This window comes from Streptomyces sp. NPDC003027, assembly GCF_053591435.1.
In genome coordinates this window covers 17,626-33,538 of record NZ_JBSFTU010000033.1, presented here as the reverse complement: position 1 = coordinate 33,538, position 15,913 = coordinate 17,626, and the positions used below count along the sequence as shown (strand labels likewise).

At 71.7% G+C, this 15,913-nt stretch carries 13 protein-coding genes; 9 read left to right on the top strand and 4 right to left on the bottom strand.

Going from position 1 to position 15,913, the window contains the following annotated elements; genetic code table 11:
* Positions 1-384 precede the first annotated feature (384 nt).
* From ACWDX6_RS22305 to ACWDX6_RS22290, 4 genes are all read left to right on the top strand, one after another.
* A complete protein-coding gene (locus ACWDX6_RS22305; protein WP_451486641.1) occupies positions 385-2,574 on the top strand; it encodes an ATP/GTP-binding protein in 2,190 nt (729 codons plus the stop codon).
* Positions 2,575-2,726: 152 nt separating this feature from the next.
* A complete protein-coding gene (locus ACWDX6_RS22300) occupies positions 2,727-4,298 on the top strand; it encodes a PucR family transcriptional regulator (protein ID WP_451486640.1) in 1,572 nt (523 codons plus the stop codon).
* A gap of 133 nt (positions 4,299-4,431) precedes the next feature.
* Positions 4,432-5,400 carry an EamA family transporter gene (locus tag ACWDX6_RS22295; protein ID WP_451486639.1) on the top strand — a complete coding sequence of 323 codons (969 nt, stop codon included), beginning with the start codon at positions 4,432-4,434 and terminating at the stop codon, positions 5,398-5,400.
* 154 nt (positions 5,401-5,554) lie between these two features.
* Positions 5,555-7,000: an aldehyde dehydrogenase family protein gene (locus tag ACWDX6_RS22290; protein WP_451486638.1), complete on the top strand. Its 1,446-nt coding sequence runs from the start codon at positions 5,555-5,557 to the stop codon at positions 6,998-7,000.
* A gap of 183 nt (positions 7,001-7,183) precedes the next feature.
* Here the strand turns inward: ACWDX6_RS22290 and ACWDX6_RS22285 are convergent, their stop codons facing one another.
* From ACWDX6_RS22285 to ACWDX6_RS22275, 3 genes are read right to left on the bottom strand one after another with little or no spacing between them, the layout of a single operon-like run.
* Entirely contained in the window at positions 7,184-7,897 is a 714-nt protein-coding gene (locus ACWDX6_RS22285; protein ID WP_451486637.1) for a WbqC family protein, read from the bottom strand.
* A gap of 25 nt (positions 7,898-7,922) precedes the next feature.
* Positions 7,923-8,612: a YdcF family protein gene (locus ACWDX6_RS22280; protein ID WP_451486636.1), complete on the bottom strand. Its 690-nt coding sequence runs from the start codon at positions 8,610-8,612 to the stop codon at positions 7,923-7,925.
* A gap of 8 nt (positions 8,613-8,620) precedes the next feature.
* Complete coding sequence (locus ACWDX6_RS22275) at positions 8,621-9,682, bottom strand: helix-turn-helix domain-containing protein (RefSeq protein WP_451486635.1); 1,062 nt, start codon at positions 9,680-9,682, stop codon at positions 8,621-8,623.
* 119 nt (positions 9,683-9,801) lie between these two features.
* Between ACWDX6_RS22275 and ACWDX6_RS22270 the strand changes: the two genes are divergently transcribed.
* From ACWDX6_RS22270 to ACWDX6_RS22255, 4 genes are read left to right on the top strand one after another with little or no spacing between them, the layout of a single operon-like run.
* On the top strand, positions 9,802-10,212 hold the full coding sequence (locus ACWDX6_RS22270) for a hypothetical protein (protein ID WP_451486634.1): 411 nt from the start codon (positions 9,802-9,804) through the stop codon (positions 10,210-10,212).
* Positions 10,212-10,733: a hypothetical protein gene (locus ACWDX6_RS22265; protein ID WP_451486633.1), complete on the top strand. Its 522-nt coding sequence runs from the start codon at positions 10,212-10,214 to the stop codon at positions 10,731-10,733. The genes ACWDX6_RS22270 and ACWDX6_RS22265 overlap by 1 nt, the downstream gene beginning before the upstream one ends.
* Positions 10,643-11,767, top strand: coding sequence for an adenosylhomocysteinase (locus tag ACWDX6_RS22260; RefSeq protein ID WP_451486632.1), 1,125 nt, complete (start codon positions 10,643-10,645; stop codon positions 11,765-11,767). Before ACWDX6_RS22265 ends, ACWDX6_RS22260 begins: the two co-directional genes overlap by 91 nt.
* Before the next feature lie 9 nt (positions 11,768-11,776).
* Positions 11,777-12,319 (top strand): NUDIX hydrolase, encoded by a 543-nt coding sequence (locus ACWDX6_RS22255; protein ID WP_451486631.1) that lies wholly within the window; start codon positions 11,777-11,779, stop codon positions 12,317-12,319.
* A gap of 26 nt (positions 12,320-12,345) precedes the next feature.
* Here ACWDX6_RS22255 and ACWDX6_RS22250 read toward each other — a convergent pair whose 3' ends face one another.
* Positions 12,346-13,368, bottom strand: coding sequence for a hypothetical protein (locus ACWDX6_RS22250; RefSeq protein WP_451486630.1), 1,023 nt, complete (start codon positions 13,366-13,368; stop codon positions 12,346-12,348).
* Positions 13,369-13,912: 544 nt separating this feature from the next.
* On the opposite strand from ACWDX6_RS22250, the gene ACWDX6_RS22245 reads away from it, so the two are divergent.
* A complete protein-coding gene (locus ACWDX6_RS22245; RefSeq protein ID WP_451486629.1) occupies positions 13,913-15,835 on the top strand; it encodes an acyl-CoA dehydrogenase family protein in 1,923 nt (640 codons plus the stop codon).
* Positions 15,836-15,913: the final 78 nt, after the last annotated feature.

Here is a 15,913-nt window from a genome sequence, read left to right as displayed (position 1 = left end):
GGGCAGCGGTTCATGGAATCCGAAGGCACATACGACGCGCGCGGCACACGGCCCGATGCGGTGCCACGCCCGGCGGCGCCACCACACCTCCCGCCCGCCGCCCCGGCCGGACCGCCACCGCCGGCGGGGCCGCCGTCGTACGGCGCCGCGGAGCCGGGTTCGCACGGGCCCGCGGGGCTGCCTTCGCAGGGGCCCGCGCAGCCGGGGCCCTCTGCTGGGCAGCCCTCGTACGGGCCTGCGGGAACGCGTCCGCCCACTGGACCAGGTCCGTCCGCCGGACCTGGTCCGTCCGCCGGACCTGGTCCGTCCGCCGGCCCCGGTCCTTCCGCGTCCGGCGGGGCGCCCTCGCGTCCGCTCGCCTCCGCGCCCGCCGGTTCGCCCGCGATGCCGCTCCACGCGCCCACCACCCGCCCGGCCGTCGCCGACTGGCTGCGCGTGCCGCGACCGGCCGCCGCCCCCGGTGTCTGGCGGCTCGGCCACCGCGAGCGGCCCGCCGAGGAACCGGACCTCGTCCCCGGCCGCCAGCTGCTCACCGGCGCCTTCATCGCCTACCTCTGCGGCTGGCTGCTCTGGTCACTGCTCTTCAACGGCTACCTCGAAGGGTGGTGGATCTTCGTCGACGACTGGTGGCTGCTGCCGATGACCCTGCTCGTGCCCGACTCCTGGCAGTCGGTGCACAGCCCCCGGATCCACCTCTTCGTCGCCGCGACCTACCTCTGGAACGCGATCGTCCTCTCCCTGCTCGCCGTCGGCTTCGGGCGGATCGGCAACTGGCGTGAGGTGTGGCAGCGCTACGGCGTGCCGCTGTGGCCCCTGTTCGTGCTCGTGCAGGGCGTCTGGCAGGAGATGCCCCGCGACCGGGAGACCTGGCTGACCTGGACCTCCAACGTCTACTACGTCCTGCTCGCCGCCGCCGTCGCCGCCGCCGTGACGCGGGTCGGCACCTGGCCGGCCGTCCGCCGGCGCCTGGGAACGTCCGACCCGGCCGCCGAGGCGGCGGCCCCGCCCGCCGCCGACCCCGTGGAGTGGCCCGAGCTGCGCGAGGCCGGGCTCACCGAGGCCGCGAGCACCCTCGCCGACGCCACCCGCCGAGGCGTCCTCGGCGACGTCGACTACGCCCGGATCCGGCGTGCCTGGCAGGGCGTACGGACCCGGCCCGAGCGGCTCGCCGCCTTCGACGACGCCGTGCGCACCCGGGGCGCCGCCGCCTGCGCCCACCCCTCCGGCCTCCGCGACCTGCCCGTCCGTACCGCCACCCACGACCTGGCCACCGCGCAGGTACGCATCGGCACCGCCGCCGACCACCCGCGCAACCCGTACGCGCGCCGCACCACCGGCGTCGCCCTGGAGCCCGGCTTGCTGGGCACCTCGCTGCTCGCCGTCGGCCCCGCCGGGTCCGGCAAGACCGTGCGTCTCGTACGGCCCGTCGTCGAGTCGCTCTGTCTGCAGGCGCTGGCCAACCGGGCGGCCGTCGTCGCCGTCACCGCCCACGGCACCGCCCTCGGCCCCGACGACTCCTTCGACGCCGTCGTCTCCGTCGGCCGCGCCGACTCCACCCACGACCTCGACCTGTACGGCGGCGCCGACGACCCCGACGAGGCCGCCCGGGTCCTCGCCGAGGCGCTCGTCGGGGACCTCGTCGCCGACAGCCGCCGGGCCGCCACCGCGCTCGCCCAGCTCCTCGGGCCGTTCCACAGCGCGTACGGGCGCTTCCCGGCCGTTCCCGAGCTGCGCGAGCTGCTCGCCGGGTCACCGGAGGCGACCGCCGCGCTGCGCCGGGCCGTCGCCGGTGACCCGGCCCAGCTGCGCGAGCTCGACGCCCGCGCCCGCCAGGCCGAACGCGCCGACGACGTCGCCGTGCTGCTCGCCGAGCGGATCGCCTTCCTCGACCGGCCGGCCTTCGCGCGGTTCTTCCGTACGGATACGGAGGGGCCGCGGCGGCAGTTCTCCCTCCGGGCCGTCGAACACCCGCTCAGGGTCCGCGTCGACCTGCCCGAACGGGGCCACGCCGAAGCCTCCCGGATCGTCTCCCGGCTGCTGCTCGCCCAGTTCGCCGAGGCCGCCCTCGCCCGCCGCGACCGGTCGCTGTTCGCCTGTCTGGTCCTCGACGACGCCTCGTACACCGTCACCGCCGACTCGGTGCGGGCGGTGCAGCGGCTGCGCTCGGCCAACGCCGGTGTCGTCCTCGCGCTGCGCAGCCTGGAGGACGTGCCCGAGGCGCTGCGCGGCCCGCTGCTCGGCGCGGTCGGCTGCCGGATGGCGTTCGCGGGGATCGCGCACTGGGACGGAGGACGGTTCGCCGAGACGTGGGGCACCGAATGGGTGCAGACGCGGGACGTCACCAACCGGCAGATCATCTCCGACGAGCCCCTCACCAAGGCCCTGCACTTCATGCGGCGCGTGGTGACCGGCAAGGCGGCGACGGCGGAGGCCGTGACCGTACGCGAGGTGGAGCGCGAGCGGTGGTCGGCCTCCGACCTGGCGCACGCCGTCCCGGCCGGGCACGCGGTGCTCTCCCTGACCGATGTGCGGGGCGAGCACACGCCACCGCTCCTGGTGGAGCTGCGGAGCTGACGCCCTCGAGCGCCGGGCTGACGCCGGAGCCGGCGGCTTCAAGGGCGGAGGCGACGCCGCGAGCCGACGCGCCGGGCAGTGGGCCCTGGCACAATCGGGGGCGCCGCTCGGCTGAGCGGCCCTCCCCTCGCTCAAAGGTCCGACGGTCCCCAATGCCGCCCACGCTCGCCTCCCTCGTCCAGCACTCGGCGCTCAAGCTCACCGTCCGAGCCGGTGAGGACCGCCTCGACACCCCCGTGCGCTGGGCCCATGTCAGTGAGCTCACCGACCCCGTCCCCTACATGGAGGGCGGCGAACTGCTGCTCACCACCGCGCTCACCCTCGACGCCGAGGACCCCGAGGCGATGCACCGCTATGTGCGGCGGCTGCTCGCCGCCGGGGTGGTGGGGCTCGGATTCGCGATCGGCGTCAACTACGAGGACATCCCGGGGGCGCTCCTCGAGGCGGCACGGGCCGAGGGCCTGCCCCTCCTGGAGGTGCCGCGGCGGACGCCGTTCCTGGCGATCAGCAAGGCGGTGTCGGCGGCCATCGCGGCGGACCAGTACCGGGCCGTGACCGCCGGCTTCGAGGCGCAGCGCGAACTCACCCGGGCGGCGCTCGCCGAAGGGCCGGACGCGGTGGTGGCCCGGCTCGCGGCGCATGTGGACGGGTGGGCGGCGCTGTACGACACCTCGGGCACGGTCCTCGCCGTGTCACCCGAGTGGGCGGCGCGCCGGGCCGCGCGGTTGACGCCCGACGTCGAGCGGCTGCGGGAACGTCCCGCGCCGGCGAGCGCGGTGGTCGGCGGCACGGACGACCGGGTCGAGCTGCAGTCCCTCGGGACGGGGCGGCGGGTCCGGGGCGCGCTGGCGGTCGGGACGGGGGCGCCGCTCGGGACGGCGGAACGGTACGCCGTGCACTCCGCGATCGCCCTGCTGACGCTCACGACCGAGCGCTCCCGCTCGCTCCAGGCGGCCGAGGGGCGGCTGGGCGCGGCGGTGCTGCGGATGATGCTCTCGGGGCAGCCGGACCACGCGCGAGCCGTGGCGGGCGACCTGTACGGCGGGCTCCTCGACGCGCCCTTCCGCCTGCTGATCGCGGAGCCGGCGACGGGCGAGCCGGAGGGCGAAGCGCCGCTTCCGGTGCTCGCGGAGGCGCTGGAGTCGGCGGCGGCCCGGGCGGGCGAGACGGTCCTCGCGGTGCCGGAGGGCGAGGAGCGGCTGCTCGTCCTCGCCACCGACGGCGGAGCGGTCGTCACGGCGTGCGAGGCGTACGCCGAGCGGGAGGCGGAGGAGGCCGGGGTCGTCGTCGGGCTCTCGGCGCCGACGGGCCCCATCGCGGCGGCGGCCGCGTACAAGCAGGCCGAACAGGCCCTGTCGGTGGCGCGGCGGCGTGGCCGGGCCCTGGTGGAGCACGAGGACCTGGCGGCGGGCTCGATCCTGCCGCTGCTCGCCGACGACGCGGTACGGGCCTTCGCCGACGGCATGCTCCGCGCCCTCCACGAGCACGACGCCACGGGCCGCGGCGACCTCGTCGCCTCCCTGCGCGCCTGGCTCTCCCGCCACGGCCAGTGGGACGCGGCCGCCGCCGACCTGGGCGTGCACCGCCACACCCTGCGCTACCGCATGCGCCGGGTGGAGGAGATCCTCGGCCGCTCCCTCGACGACCCGGACGTCCGCATGGAGCTCTGGCTGGCCCTGAAGGCGACGGGCGGCGACACGCCGGGCGCCTCCTCAGCCTCGTAGGCCGCGTCCGGGCGGGGTGCCCGGGGGAGCGGAGCGACGACCCGTGCGGCGCCGCGGCCGAAACCCGCCTCACCTGCCCGCTCGCGGGCAAATTCCTTGGTCATCAGCTCCGCGATTCCCTAATCTCCTGAGCATGCCAAGCCCCGCCGTCGAACCGGCCTCCGAGGTCCAGACGTCCGCCTCCGCCTCCCCCGGCACCCCCGCCCGCACGCCCCGCCGGATCTCCGGTGCCGTGTGGGCCGCCCTCGGGATCGTGTACGTCGTCTGGGGGTCCACGTACCTCGGCATCCGGATCGTCGTCGAGACGATGCCCCCGTTCCTCTCCGCCGGCGCCCGCTTCGTCACCGCCGGGCTGATCCTCGCCGGGCTCATCGCCTGGCGGCGCGGCCCCGCCGCCCTGAAGGTGACCCGCAGGCAGCTCGCCTCGGCCGTCGTCGTCGGCCTGCTGCTGATCCTCGGCGGCAACGGCCTCGTCGTGCTCGCCGAGACCTCCATCCCGTCCGGCCTCGCCGCCCTGCTCATCGCCGTCGTGCCCGCCTGGGTCGTCCTGCTGCGGACCGCGTCGGGCGAGCGCCCCGGCGGGTCCGCCGTGCTCGGCGTCCTCCTCGGCCTCGCCGGCCTCGCCGTGCTCACGCTCCCCGGCCTCAGCGGCGACGTCCACCTCGGCGGCGTCCTCCTCGTGATCCTCGCCGCCCTGCTGTGGTCCGTCGGCTCCTTCTCGTCCGGCCGGATCCCGATGCCGTCCAACCCCTTCACCGCCAGCGCGTACGAGATGATCGCCGGCGGTCTCGGCGGCATCGTCGTCGGCCTGGTCCGCGGCGAACAGCACGGCCTCGACCTGTCCGCCCTCTCCACCCGCTCCTGGGTCGCGCTCGCCTACCTCGTCCTCTTCGGCTCGCTGATCGGGTTCACGGCCTACGCGTGGCTGCTCCAGAGCGCACCGCTGTCGCTCGCCGCCACCTACGCCTACGTCAACCCCGTCGTCGCCGTCCTCCTCGGCGCCCTCGTCCTCAACGAGGCCCTGACCTGGCCGATCGCCCTCGGCGGCGGCATCGTCGTCGCGGGCGTCTGCCTCATCGTCTCCACCGAGCGACGGTCGTGACCACGCTCTTCCTCCAAACCGTCAGGGCCGCCACCCCTCACCACTCCACAGCGGACAAACCACACGCCGCCCCCTCGGCCCTACCGTGGCACGCAGACACGTCAGCGACCCCACTGACGGCACGACACCACCGATACGAAAGGGCCGGGACGCAATGACTGCCACCCACGCCTTCTGGCTCGCCGGCCGCGAGGCCACCGGCGAGGCCACCTTCGACGTCACCTCCCCCTGGGACGGCCGTCTCGTCGGCAAGGTGAGCGTTCCCACCGAGGCCCAGGTCGAGGAGGCCGTCGCCGCCGCGCACGCCATCGTCGACGAGTTCGCCGCCACCCCGGCACACGTGCGCGCCGCCGCCCTCGACCACGTATCGAAGCGTCTCGCCGAGCGCACCGAGGAGATCGCCCAGCTGATCTCCGCCGAGAACGGCAAGCCCATCAAGTGGGCGCGCGGCGAGGTCGGCCGCGCCGTCTCCGTCTTCCGCTTCGCCGCCGAGGAGGCCCGCCGGTTCAACGGCGGCGAGGCCCAGCGCCTCGACACCGACGCCGGCGGTGTCGGCCGGCTGGCCCTGACCCGCCGTATGCCCAAGGGTGTCGTCCTCGGTATCGCGCCGTTCAACTTCCCGCTGAACCTCAGCGCCCACAAGGTCGCCCCGGCCATCGCCGTCGGCGCCCCGATCATCCTCAAGCCGGCCCCGGCCACCCCCATCTCGTCCCTGATCCTGGGCGAGCTGCTGGCCGAGACCGACCTGCCGGCCGGCTCCTGGTCCGTCCTGACCGTTCCGAACGACCGGATGCCGGCCCTCGTCCAGGACGAGCGCCTCCCCGTCATCTCCTTCACCGGTTCCGACAAGGTCGGCTACGCCATCCAGCAGTCGGTGCCGCACAAGCACTGCACCCTGGAGCTGGGCGGCAACGCCGCGGCCGTCGTCCTCGGCGACTGGGCCTCCGAGGCCGACCTGGACTGGGCGGCGACCCGTATCGCCACCTTCTCCAACTACCAGGGCGGCCAGTCCTGCATCTCCGTGCAGCGCGTGATCGCCGACGCGTCGGTCTACGACCGGCTCGTCCCGAAGATCGTCGCCGCCGTCGAGGCGCAGGGCACCGGCGACCCGTCGGACGACACCACCGACGTCGGCCCGCTCGTCAGCGAGGACGCGGCCAAGCGCGTCGAGTCCTGGGTGGACGAGGCCGTGAAGGACGGCGCGACCCTCCTCACCGGCGGCAAGCGCGACGGCGCCACCTACGCCCCGACCGTGCTCGCCGACCTGCCGGCCGGCACCACCCTGGCCTGCGAGGAGGTCTTCGGACCGGTCCTCACCATCAAGAAGGTCGACGGCGAGGCCGAGGCCTTCGCCGAGGTCAACAACTCCAAGTTCGGCCTCCAGGCCGGCGTCTTCACCCACGACCTCCAGACCGCCTTCCGCGCCCACCGCGCGCTGGAGGTCGGCGGCGTGGTCGTCGGCGACGTCCCGTCCTACCGCGCCGACCAGATGCCGTACGGCGGCGTCAAGCAGTCCGGCGTGGGCCGCGAGGGCGTCAAGTACGCCATGGACGACTACACCTACGAGCGCGTCCTGGTCCTCACGGGCCTCGCGCTGTAACCCGTACCCCACCTGTACGGACCAAGACCGGCGGCCGGAGCCCACTGTGCGGGGGCTCCGGCCGTCTCCCTTGTCCAAGCTCTGACCTGCGAGAAACGTCGGATCTTGGCTGAACCTCGTGAACGCGTGGGAACACCGGCCCAGTGGTCTTGGCCAAGGTGATCGTGCTTCCGCGAGCGGTCGCTACGCCCCACGCGCGCCGGAAGCCGCATCCTGCAACTCTTGGCGCAGTCCATGTGTGCCCACCGCTGCTAAGGCCCACAGGGCGCTGATGGATTGCGCATGCCCCCACGGCGGCCTCGACGTCTCCGGTGGCAGGAAGGGCACGACAGCCACGCCCGCGTCCGAGAAGGCACGGTGCTCGACGTAGCGCATGCCGCCGCGGCCACACAGGTACGTTCTGCTGCGCATAGCCACGGTGAGGTCCGCGAGGCGTGTGGATCGGCCGGCGCGAGCGGTCAGTGCGCTGCTTCGGACGACGGTCCCGGACCACCCCACGGCCGCCAGGAGCGCCAACGTGGACGCCTCTGCGACAGAGGCCGTCCGCTTCGTGGAATCGAACTCCTCCAGTACCCACTCCACGACCGCCTTTACAGTGGGCCAGTTCGAGCTTCGCCCGTACAACTGGTGCGTGAGCTGCTGGACCCGCCGACGGCAGCGTTCGGGATCGGCAAGCTGCGCGTCGCGGATCAGCGTGCTGCGACCTTGAGGCAGGTGGGTGGCCAGAGACAGCCACCGCCCGTCGCCGGGGTCTTCAAGGCTGGTCAGCCGGGTGCGGTGCTGATAGTCCCGGCGGGCGAACTGGACGTCGTCCAGGACGATCCACACGTCCGAGGCGAACAGCTTCGCCAGCGTGGACAGCCGTGGGAGGAAGTTCGGCTGGTGGATCGCGCACACCGCCCCCGGAGGGGCGGTGACGGTGTCAGGAGCTGATGAGCCTGCTGTCGAAGCCGGCGCGCAGCAGGCGCTCGTACGCGTCATGGACATCCCCCGGTACGTCCTGCTCGAGGGCGAAGCCGAGCGCCGGGTACTCGATGACCCGTTGCAGGTCGCCCACGAGCATGTCCACGACGAGCTTCTCGTCGCCGATGGACTTGATGTAGTCGTCGAACTCCAGCGGCTCGGAGGCGCAGACGACCTCTACCTCCGGCCAGAGCTTGCGGCACGTGGCGTATGAGCGGCGCTCCATGTACGGCTTGGAGATCAGGAGCAGCGACTCCACCTCTACGCCGGCCTCGCGCAGCACCTCTCGGGACAGCGTGATGTTCTGGCCGGTGTTGCCGGCCTTGGTCTCCAGCAAGATCGCCTCGTCGGGCACGCCCAGGTCGAGGGCGTGCTCGCGGTAGTGGACCGCCTCGCCGCGCGGGAAGCGGGCCGCCGTGGTCGGGCTGTTTCCGCCGCTGAAGACGACGACGGGGAACAGGCCGGCGCCGTAGAGGTCGGCGGTGGCGGTGGCGACACCGAGATCGTGGCTGCCCAGGCCGATGGCCGCCGAGCAGGGGCGTACCTCGTGGCCCATCTGGTGATAGCGCCAGATCAGCACGGCGTCGTTCCACTGCTCGTCGGTGATGGTGCGCTCTGCGTGGTCCGCCACGGGGACTCCCTCGATCATCGCTGCCTTCACCTCGACACGAGGGTCCGCGGGTCGTCGTACGACCGCCGGATTCCCTCAATGCTGCGGAGCTGGTGGCTCAGGCCGTGCTGGGAGGCCATGCGCGCCGCGTCGTCGAGGACGGTCAACCCATCATCGCGGGTGGCCGGGTCGGACAGAAGGATGTGCGAGTACGCGGTGTCCAGCCGGACGCGCTGCATGGGGGAGTCGACGGATCCGGTCGAGCGGGCGATGTCGATGTAGTGCAGCGCCTGACCGAGCTCGGCGGCCCCGCGATGTGCCAAGGCGAGCTTCTGGTGGGCGACCGACCAGTCCTCGGGCTCGCCCAGCTCCTCGAAGTCCCTGATCGCGGAACGCATGACCTTGGTGGCGTACTCGTTGTCGCCGTGCTTGCTGAGGGCTGTGCCCACCCACAGACGGGCGCGGGCCCGGTCGCGGTGGCTGAGACGGTCGTCAGTGGCCAACTGCTCGTACTGGCGTGCCGAGGCTTCGAGCTGCCCGGCCATCTCCGTGACCACGCCGAGGGAGAGTTCGATCTGTGCCGTGCGTCGCGGGATGGCCAGGTCGTGGAACAGGCGGTGAGCTCGCAGATAGGAGTGGCGCGCGGAGAGCGGACCGAGGATGGCGCCCTGGTCGCGCTGTAAGTCACCGAGGAGGACGAGGGAACGGCCGTATAGATAGGCGCCCTTGTCGTCGAGGCCGCGCGGCTCGTGGCGGCCCAGCCACCTGTTCAGCAGGTCCGAGGCGAAGGTAAACCGCTGGTGACTGAGGCAGATGATGGCGCGGTCGATGTCCTCCGTCCATGCCTCGTGATCCACGGACGGGGCGGTCCGCCGGCCGCGCAACACCTTCTCGAAGCGCGCGTGCGCAGCCTCGTCGGCGCGGGCGAGAGCGGTGTCGAGGATGGCCTGTGTGTCGGGGCGCGGGTGGGTGTCCGCACCGTGCTTCTCCCACTTGGCCACGGTGCGCAGCGCCACGCCCAGGTGCTCGGCGAAGGCGCGGGTGCTCATCCGGAGTGCCGAGCGCAGTGCTTTGGCCTCTCGGCCGGTCCATTGCTGCACGTTGACCACGGGCTGCCTCCCTCCGCCGCGTATCGAAGCACGCCGAGTGCACGCGAGGGGCGGGAAGTGCAACGGAAGTACAACAGACGGTCATTTCGAGGCCGTTCAGTCACCGGGACGCTCAATGCATGGAACCCATCACGGAACACCGCGAGGTCGGTGAGGTCCACGTCTACGGCTACCTGCGCCATACGAATGGCTCGGCGGCCCGCCACACGGCCCTGGTCGACTCCCTCGCCGAATACTGCCTCCAGCACGAGTTGACGCTGCACGGCTTCTTCACCGAGCGCGAGGCGACCACGAACCCGCTTGCCCCGGCCTTCGTCGGCCTCCTCGACGTCCTCGCCCTGGCCGGCACCTACGGAGTGGTCGTGCCCTCGCGTAGCCACCTGGGGCCGAAGGGGCTCGCTGCCGAGCGCGGGCGCCGCATCGAGAAGGCCAGGGCCTGCCTGATCGTCGTCCGGGGAAGCAGCCCCCGACCTGGCAGGAAGCGTCCGGTCGAGGCCCGGCCGGTCGTCCGGCAACGCGGAGGTGTCTGATGTCCCTCCGCGATTCCCTGAGGAGCGCCGCCCAGGTCGACAAGTTCCCCGACCTCCGCCTCCTTCCTCTCGGCCAGGACTGGGACGCGGTGCGGGTGTCGGCGGAGACGGGCTTCTTCACACTCGCCCGGCTCCGGGCAGCCGAGGAGGGACTCGGCCCCGTGCTGTACGACCGCCTGAGCCAGCGCCTGTACTTCTCCGTACCCACCGGGAGTGGAAGCCTCTGGCAGGACCTGCCCGTGCGCGTGCTGAGCGTCGGCGCCTGGCTCGTGGCCCCGGACCCGAACTGCTTGGACGGCCACACCGGCGGATGGTGCGAGCTGCCCGATGACGAAACGCTCACCGACCCCGCCGCGCTCCGCCGCGCCCTGGAGCAACAGCACACCGACCCCGTGCGCCACCTCACCGCCGTACCGGAGGAGACACCGCCATGGACACCCTGGAACGGGCCCGTCTCGACACGTACTTCGAGCGCATCGCCCGACGGTTCACGCCCGCTGAGCGCCCTGCCTCGGTCCTGATCACACACGTGCTGCCCGAGCGGCCGGCCTTCGTCCGCGGCGTGGGCACGGTCACCGACCTGCGGACCGTCCTGCCCAAGCCGAAGTCTGTCGACCCGCACGCCCTGCGCAAGATCGAGGACGACGGGTACAGCTGCGCCGAACTGTCCCGCGAGCTGTTCACCGACCCCGACCGGGCGCTCGGCTTCCTGGAGGCACGGGCCGCAGGCCGACCGGTCGTCCTGCTCGACGTCGGCGGCTACTTCGCCCACACGCTCGGCGCGCTCTGCGACCGCTTCTCCGGCCAGATCCTCGGCGTCGTCGAGGACACGGAGAACGGCCACCGCCGGTACGCCGAACTCGGCAAGCTGCCCTGTCCGGTCGTCTCCGTGGCCCGCTCGCCGCTGAAGGATCCCGAGGACTACCTCGTCGGTCAGTCGATCGTCTTCTCGACCGAGGCGCTCATGCGCTCCCGTGGCGACATCCTGATCGGCCGCTCTGCCCTCGTGGTCGGCTTTGGAAAGCTCGGATCAAGTATCGCCCGCCTGCTCCACGGCAAGGGCGTACACGTCACCGTCCACGACATCGACCCGGTCAAGCGCACCCAGGCCCTCTCACAGGGCTTCGCGGTGACCTCCGACCGCGATGCCAGCCTCGCCGAGGCTGGCATCGTCCTGTGCGCCACCGGCTCCCTGGCACTCCGGGGCCAGGACTTCCCGAGGCTGCGCGTCGGCGCCTACGTCGCCACGGTGACCAGCAGCGAGGACGAGCTCGACCTCGCAGGGCTGCCGCCGATCTATCAGCGCGTCCACGTCGGCGAGCACGTCACCCGCTACCTGACCGCCGACCACCACTTCGACCTGCTCAACGGCGGCAACGCCGTCAACTTCCTGCACGGCGCCAGCGTGGGTCCGTTCATCTTCCTCGTCCAGGCCGAGATACTCGCCGCCTCCGCCGCCCTCGCACGCGGCGGCTTGGAGCCCGGCATGCACGAGATCAGCCCCACCGACCGCGCCGCCATCGCCGCGACGTGGCTCGACCACTTCCACCACTGAGGAGACGCCTTGCCCATCAAGCCCGACCAAATCCGCGAAACGCTCTACGAGTACCTCGACGCACATCCCGACGAGAAGTGGCGCCTCTCACTCATCGGCGAACTGCTCGACGCCGACCACGACGTCACCAGCCGCAAGACCTTCGACGGCCACCTCACCGCCGGAGCGATCCTCGCCGACCCCGCTGGCCGCGTCCTCCTGATCAAGCACCGCGCGCTGAACCGGTGGCTGCTCCCCGGCGGCCACCTGGAGCGCCAGGACGAGAGCCTCCTCGAAGCCGCACAGCGCGAGCTCACCGAGGAGACCGGCATCCCAGTCTCGGCGGTCATCCCCGTCGGCCACCGCCCCCTCCACGTCGACGCCCACCACATCCCCGCGAACCCGGCCAAGGACGAGCCGAGCCACCGTCACTTCGACTTCCGCTTCCTCTTCCGCACCCACTCCGACGCGGTTGAGCTCCAGGAAGAGGAGGTCACGGCGGCGGCCTGGCGCTACGCAGACGAAATCGAGAACGAGACCCTGCGCACGCGCGTTCTCGAAGCCCTGCGCTGAAGCACCCGGAGTCGCCTGGTCCCGGCCTACGGGGTAGGCGCGGGGCCAGGCGGTCCGGGTTCCCGAATAGCCTCGGTGAGGGTGACCTCCATCTGAATGACTTCTCGGTTGTCGTTGATCCGTGCCGCGAGGCCGTTTATGGACTTGCTGTCGAAGTAGTACGGCGGCGGCCAGTCCAGAACCTTGCCTGACGGGGGCCAGAGCCTGACCACGGAGCCATGGAAGTCCGGGAGCGGAGCGAGGTCTCCTTCCGCGAACGGGATGAACACCTGAAAGGCGACCCGCAGCATGGAGAACGTGGCACACCAACCATCGAGCTGATCACTGCCTCCTTCCACCCCATGGGCTGCGTAGACAGGCCGAACCACCAGGGACAGCGGGTTGCTGTCGTGGTATGCGGCGATCCATACGTGCATGCCGGGGTGCGGATGACGGAAGAGCTCCAGGCTCTGACCGAACCCGTGAGGTATGACGGCCTCGCCAGCGGAGTCGAACAGCACCGCCTTCATGGCTGCCCACAGAGCCAGCCTCACCTGCTCTGGCTCACTCACGAGACGCGTGCTGAAGAACATGGGGAGCAAGATCGAAGAGACGTCGTTCTCGAGAACGGACATCCAGTTGTTGTTGCACTGCTGGCAGACCGGAGTGGTTGGCCATTCGATCTTCCGCTGTCGTGGATCTGGCGAACCGTTCCTCACGCCGAGTCGGCGCAGCTCCCGGATCAGCCACTTCGGGTAGATGTCCTCCTTCGTGGGGTTCGGCTCCAAGTCCTGGCAGAAGGGGCACCGGCCGCGCTGCGCTGGTAGCCAATCGGCGGGCGTTTGGCCATGAGGCGGTACGTCGACAAACGCCTCCTGGAGAGGGTGATCGAAAATAGCGAGTCCCTGTCGAAGCAACTCGACCGCTGGGTCCAGGCACGCCCGGTGCGCGCCTCCGAGCATGTACAGCGGCTCATCGGAAGGCGGCGGAAGAGGGTCGGCGAGTCCCTGCCCTGCGTCAATGCGGGTGGCAGAGAGCCAACTGCCCGACTGTGTCCCGTACAACTCCACCCACGCATGCACGGCGCGCTTTACGGGTTCACCGCAGCCTGCGAGACACCGGAGCCGACGCCACTCCCAGCTCCATGGGTCATATGACCTTGTCATGCGTGCTTCATGGCCCCGGTGTGCAGGCCCGAAACCCCTCGCAGGACCTCTTAGTCGGCGCGGGAGTGTGGGCAAGGGGGAACCTGTGAGCCCAGACGCACGGACCTCGTGAACTGGCCCGCCGGAAGACCCGCTGGGCGGTCTGCTGCCGTTGAGGACGCCTGCGAGTCTCGCGTGCTTCCGGAGTGGGTGTTCCCAAGGTGTTCCCGCGGGAACATAGGTGAGGGCGTATGCGAAGAGATACGGCCGGATGAGTGGAGATGCGGGCCGAAACGCTGGACCGTTCGTGCAGGTCAGAGCCAAATCGCAGGTCAGGGATGGTTTGAGGAACGCACTGTGCGGGGGCTCCGGCCGTCTTCTCCTGTTTCCCCACGCTGTGAAATCGGGTACTACGGACGGGTAGCCACAAGCCCCACGAGCCCCCGATGAGCGGCGAGGTGAGCTCCGTATGTCCGCACCCACCCAGCGGCCCAAGGTCACGGAACGAGAAGCGCGGCAGGTCGCCGAGGCCGCGCGCGAGCAGGACTGGCGCAAACCCAGCTTCGCCAAGGAGCTCTTCCTCGGCCGCTTCCGGCTGGACCTCATCCACCCGCACCCCCTCCCCTCCGAGGAGGACGTACGGCGCGGCGAGGCCTTCCTCGCCAAGCTGCGGGACTTCTGCGAGACGCGCATCGACGGCCGGCTGATCGAACGCGAGGCCCGCATCCCCGACGAGGTCGTCTCCGGCCTCAAGGAACTCGGCGCGCTCGGGATGAAGATCGACCCGAAGTACGGCGGGCTCGGCCTCACCCAGGTGTACTACAACCGCGCCCTCGCCCTCGTCGGAACCGCGAGCCCCGCGATCGGCGCCCTGCTCTCGGCCCATCAGTCGATCGGCGTACCGCAGCCGCTGAAAATCTTCGGCACGCCGGAGCAGAAGGACACCTTCCTGCCGCGCCTCGCCCGCACCGACATCTCGGCCTTCCTGCTGACCGAGCCCGACGTGGGGTCCGACCCGGCCCGGCTCGCCACCACCGCCGTGCCGGACGGCGACGACTACGTCCTGGACGGGGTGAAGCTCTGGACGACCAACGGCGTCGTCGCCGACCTGCTCGTCGTCATGGCCCGCGTCCCGAAGTCCGACGGCCACAAGGGCGGCATCACCGCCTTCGTCGTCGAGGCGGACTCGCCCGGCATCACCGTCGAGCACCGCAACGCCTTCATGGGCCTGCGCGGCCTGGAGAACGGCGTCACCCGCTTCCACGCCGTCCGGGTACCCGCCGCGAACCGCATCGGACCCGAGGGCGCCGGCCTCAAGATCGCCCTGACCACCCTGAACACCGGTCGCCTCTCGCTGCCCGCGATGTGCGTCGGCGCGGGCAAGTGGTCGCTGAAGATCGCCCGGGAGTGGTCCGCCGTACGCGAGCAGTGGGGCAAGCCCGTCGCCCGCCACGAGGCCGTGGGCACCAAGATCTCCTTCATCGCGGCGACCACGTTCGCCCTGGAGGCCGTCGTCGACCTGGCCTCGCAGATGGCCGACGAGGACCGCAACGACATCCGCATCGAGGCGGCGCTCGCCAAGCTCTACGGCTCCGAGATGGGGTGCCTCATCGCCGACGAGCTGGTCCAGATCCGGGGCGGCCGCGGCTACGAGACGGCGGACTCGCTGGCGGCCCGGGGCGAGCGGGCGGTCCCGGCCGAGCAACTCCTGCGCGATCTGCGGATCAACCGGATCTTCGAGGGCTCTACCGAGATCATGCACCTGCTCATCGCCCGGGAGGCGGTGGACGCGCACCTCGCCGTCGCGGGCGACATCATCGACCCGGAGAAGTCCCTCTCCGACAAGGCGCGGGCGGGCGCGCGGGCGGGCGGGTTCTACGCCCGCTGGCTGCCGAAGCTGGTCGCCGGGCAGGGGCAGGTGCCGGGCGCCTACCGGGAGTTCGGCGACCTCGCCACCCATCTGCGGTACGTCGAGCGGACCTCGCGCAAGCTGGCCCGGTCGACGTTCTACGCGATGTCCCGGTGGCAGGGGCGGATGGAGCTGAAGCAGGCGTTCCTCGGCCGGATCGTGGACATCGGCGCGGAGCTCTTCGCGATGAGCGCGGCGTGCGTACGGGCGGAGTCGCTGCGGTCGACGGACGACCACGGCCGCGAGGCGTACCAGCTCGCGGACGTGTTCTGCCGTCAGGCGCGGCTGCGGGTGGAGGAGCTCTTCGGCCGCCTGTGGTCCAACACGGACGAGGTGGACCGACGGGTGGTGGAGAGCGTGCTGGCGGGCGCGTACGAATGGCTGGAGGCCGGAGTCGTCGACGCGAGCGACGACGGCCCCTGGATCGCGGACACCCCGCCGGGCCCCTCGACGAAGGAGAACGTCCACCGCCGCATCGGCTGACGGGCGCCGCTGCCCATCCGCCCCCCACCCCTGTGGGCACGCGTCCCGCGGGGGTGGGGGCGGGTGGGCACCACCCAC

What these genes read in the sequence shown, in the direction of transcription:
- ACWDX6_RS22290 (WP_451486638.1), top strand. Translation starts at nt 5,555, where the DNA reads ATGACTGCCACCCACGCCTTCTGGCTCGCCGGCCGCGAGGCCACCGGC.
- ACWDX6_RS22295 (WP_451486639.1), top strand. Translation starts at nt 4,432, where the DNA reads ATGCCAAGCCCCGCCGTCGAACCGGCCTCCGAGGTCCAGACGTCCGCC.
- ACWDX6_RS22300 (WP_451486640.1), top strand. Translation starts at nt 2,727, where the DNA reads ATGCCGCCCACGCTCGCCTCCCTCGTCCAGCACTCGGCGCTCAAGCTC.
- ACWDX6_RS22270 (WP_451486634.1), top strand. Translation starts at nt 9,802, where the DNA reads ATGGAACCCATCACGGAACACCGCGAGGTCGGTGAGGTCCACGTCTAC.
- ACWDX6_RS22280 (WP_451486636.1), bottom strand. Translation starts at nt 8,612, where the DNA reads ATGATCGAGGGAGTCCCCGTGGCGGACCACGCAGAGCGCACCATCACC.
- ACWDX6_RS22265 (WP_451486633.1), top strand. Translation starts at nt 10,212, where the DNA reads ATGTCCCTCCGCGATTCCCTGAGGAGCGCCGCCCAGGTCGACAAGTTC.
- ACWDX6_RS22245 (WP_451486629.1), top strand. Translation starts at nt 13,913, where the DNA reads ATGTCCGCACCCACCCAGCGGCCCAAGGTCACGGAACGAGAAGCGCGG.
- ACWDX6_RS22305 (WP_451486641.1), top strand. Translation starts at nt 385, where the DNA reads ATGCCGCTCCACGCGCCCACCACCCGCCCGGCCGTCGCCGACTGGCTG.
- ACWDX6_RS22260 (WP_451486632.1), top strand. Translation starts at nt 10,643, where the DNA reads ATGGACACCCTGGAACGGGCCCGTCTCGACACGTACTTCGAGCGCATC.